Source organism: Acidobacteriota bacterium (genome assembly GCA_040752915.1).
In the GTDB taxonomy this organism is placed as follows: Bacteria; Acidobacteriota; UBA4820; order UBA4820; family DSQY01; genus JBFLVU01.
This window is the reverse complement of sequence record JBFMHB010000144.1, coordinates 1-2,085: the sequence shown is the minus strand read 5'-3', so window position 1 is coordinate 2,085 and position 2,085 is coordinate 1. Positions and strand designations below refer to the sequence as shown.

Annotated in this window: 2 protein-coding genes; both read left to right on the top strand. The window is 70.4% G+C overall.

Annotated features, from left to right (window positions below):
* Positions 1-842, top strand: an 842-nt coding sequence (locus tag AB1824_13560; GenBank protein ID MEW5765985.1) for a signal recognition particle protein, incomplete at its 5' end; no start/stop codon positions are given.
* 85 nt (positions 843-927) lie between these two features.
* Positions 928-2,085, top strand: a 1,158-nt coding sequence (locus AB1824_13555; protein ID MEW5765984.1) for a response regulator, incomplete at its 3' end; no start/stop codon positions are given.

The window sequence follows — 2,085 nt, the reverse complement described above, 5'->3', positions numbered from 1 at the left end:
CCGTGGCCATCTGCCGGAAGGCCCTCGAGGAGGCCCGGAAACGCGGGATGCACCGGCTGATCCTGGATACGGCGGGCCGCCTCGCGGTGGACGAGGCCCTCATGGCCGAGCTGGGCGAGATCGTCTCGGCGGTCAAGCCCGACGAGAGCCTCTACGTGGCCGACGCCATGGCGGGCCAGAGCGCCATGTCCACCGTGAAGGCCTTCCACGAAAGGGTCCGCCTCTCGGGCGTGATCCTGACGAAGGCCGACGGAGACGCCCGGGGCGGGGCGATCCTGTCGGTCAAGGCGGTGACGGGGCTCCCCGTGAAGTTCGTGGGGTCGGGCGAGAAGTACGACGCCCTGGAGCCCTTCCACCCGGACCGCATGGCTTCCCGCGTGCTCGGCATGGGCGACGTCCTCTCCCTCATCGAGAAGGCCCAGTCCGCGGTGGACGAGCGCGAGGCCGAGGAGATGGCGCGCCGCCTGAGAAAGTCCGAGTTCACCCTCGAGGACTTCCGCGGCCAGCTCAAGCAGATGAAGAAGATGGGGCCCCTCGATCAGGTGCTCTCCATGATCCCCGGCGCGAGCGCCGCCCTGAAGGGGGTGGACCCGGGGGAGGTGGATGAGGGGCGGATCCGGCGGGCGGAGGCCATCCTCAACTCCATGACCCCCCACGAGCGAGAGCACTTTCAGGTCATCAACGGGAGCCGCAGGCGGCGCATCGCCCAGGGCTCGGGGACCACGGTGGCGGAGGTGAACCAGCTCCTGAAGCAGTTCCTCACCATGAGGAAGATGATGGGACAGTTGAAGAAGGGCGGCATGAAAAACATGCGCCGGCTCCTCTCGGGAATGGGGCGCTGAGGCGCATCCCGGGCCGCGTTGACAGGCCCCGGGGCCCATGCTAGATTGAGCTTGCCCTTCTAAGGGTTAGGGGGAAAGGGGACGCATGGCCAGGAAGCGCATTCTCATCGTCGACTACGAGCCCAAGCTCCTCAACCGGCTGCAGTCGCTGCTTCCCGACGACCGTTTCGAGGTCGCCACGGCGCAGGACGGCTTCCAGGCCCTGGAGGAGTTCGACCGCTTCCAACCCGACATGGTGTTCCTGAGGACCATGCTTCCCAAGAAGCACGGCTTCCAGGTCTGCCAGGAGATGGTGGAGCGCACCGGGTCGCGCCAGGTCCCCGTGGTCATGCACTGCAGCATCTACAAGAGCCGGAAGTACCGGAACGACGCCATGAAGATCTACGGCGCCGCCGAGTACCTCGAAGACCCCATCGAGGCGGAGGTCCTGAACGAGATCCTGGACCGGTTCCTGTTCAAGGCCCCGGCCCCGGTTCCGGCCCCGGTTCCGGCTGCGGCCCCGGCCCCAGTGGGCCCCTCGACGGTCCCTCCGCCCCCGGCCGCCGCCCCCAAGGCCGCGCCACCGCCCGCGCCGCCCAAGCCCAAGTCCGCCGCGTCGAGCGTGGACAAGACCCTGGAGGAGACCCTTTCGGGCCTCCGCCGGGACATGAAGATCCCGAAGGCGACCTCCGTGGAGGCCACCGTTCCCCTCACCGACTTGGGTTCGCCGCCCGCCCCGCCCAAGGCCGGCGCCGCGCCGGGCGCGGACCGCGACGTGACCTCCGAGGATCTGTTCGGCGAGGTGATCCAGGACGTGCTGGAGGCTTCCCCCGCTCCGGCTCCGCCCAAGGCCGCCGAGCCGCCGGCGCCCGAGCCTCCCCGGGCGGCCGCGCCGCCTCCCCCGGCCCCGCCTGCGGCCGTGGCGCCGCCTGCGCCGGAGCCTCCCAAACCCGCGGCGCCGCCTCCACCTCCGCCGCCGGCGCCGAAGGTCGAGCCCCCTCCTCCGCCCGAGCCGACGGTGAAGATGACGGCTGTTCCCGCCAAGGGCCCGGCCCCTGAACCCCGAAAACCGGCCGCGCCGAAGATCGACCTCGAGAGCGCCCTGGGAGGAAGCCTCCAGGAACCCCTGCGGACGGAAGATTCCACCGTTCGTCGCCTCAAGGCCAAGTCCGAGACGGAGCTCTCCAAGAAGCTGGAGGAGACCCTTTCGGGCGTGAAGCTGGGTGCCCCGAGGACGCCGCCCCCCGAGCCGCCCCGGGCGGCC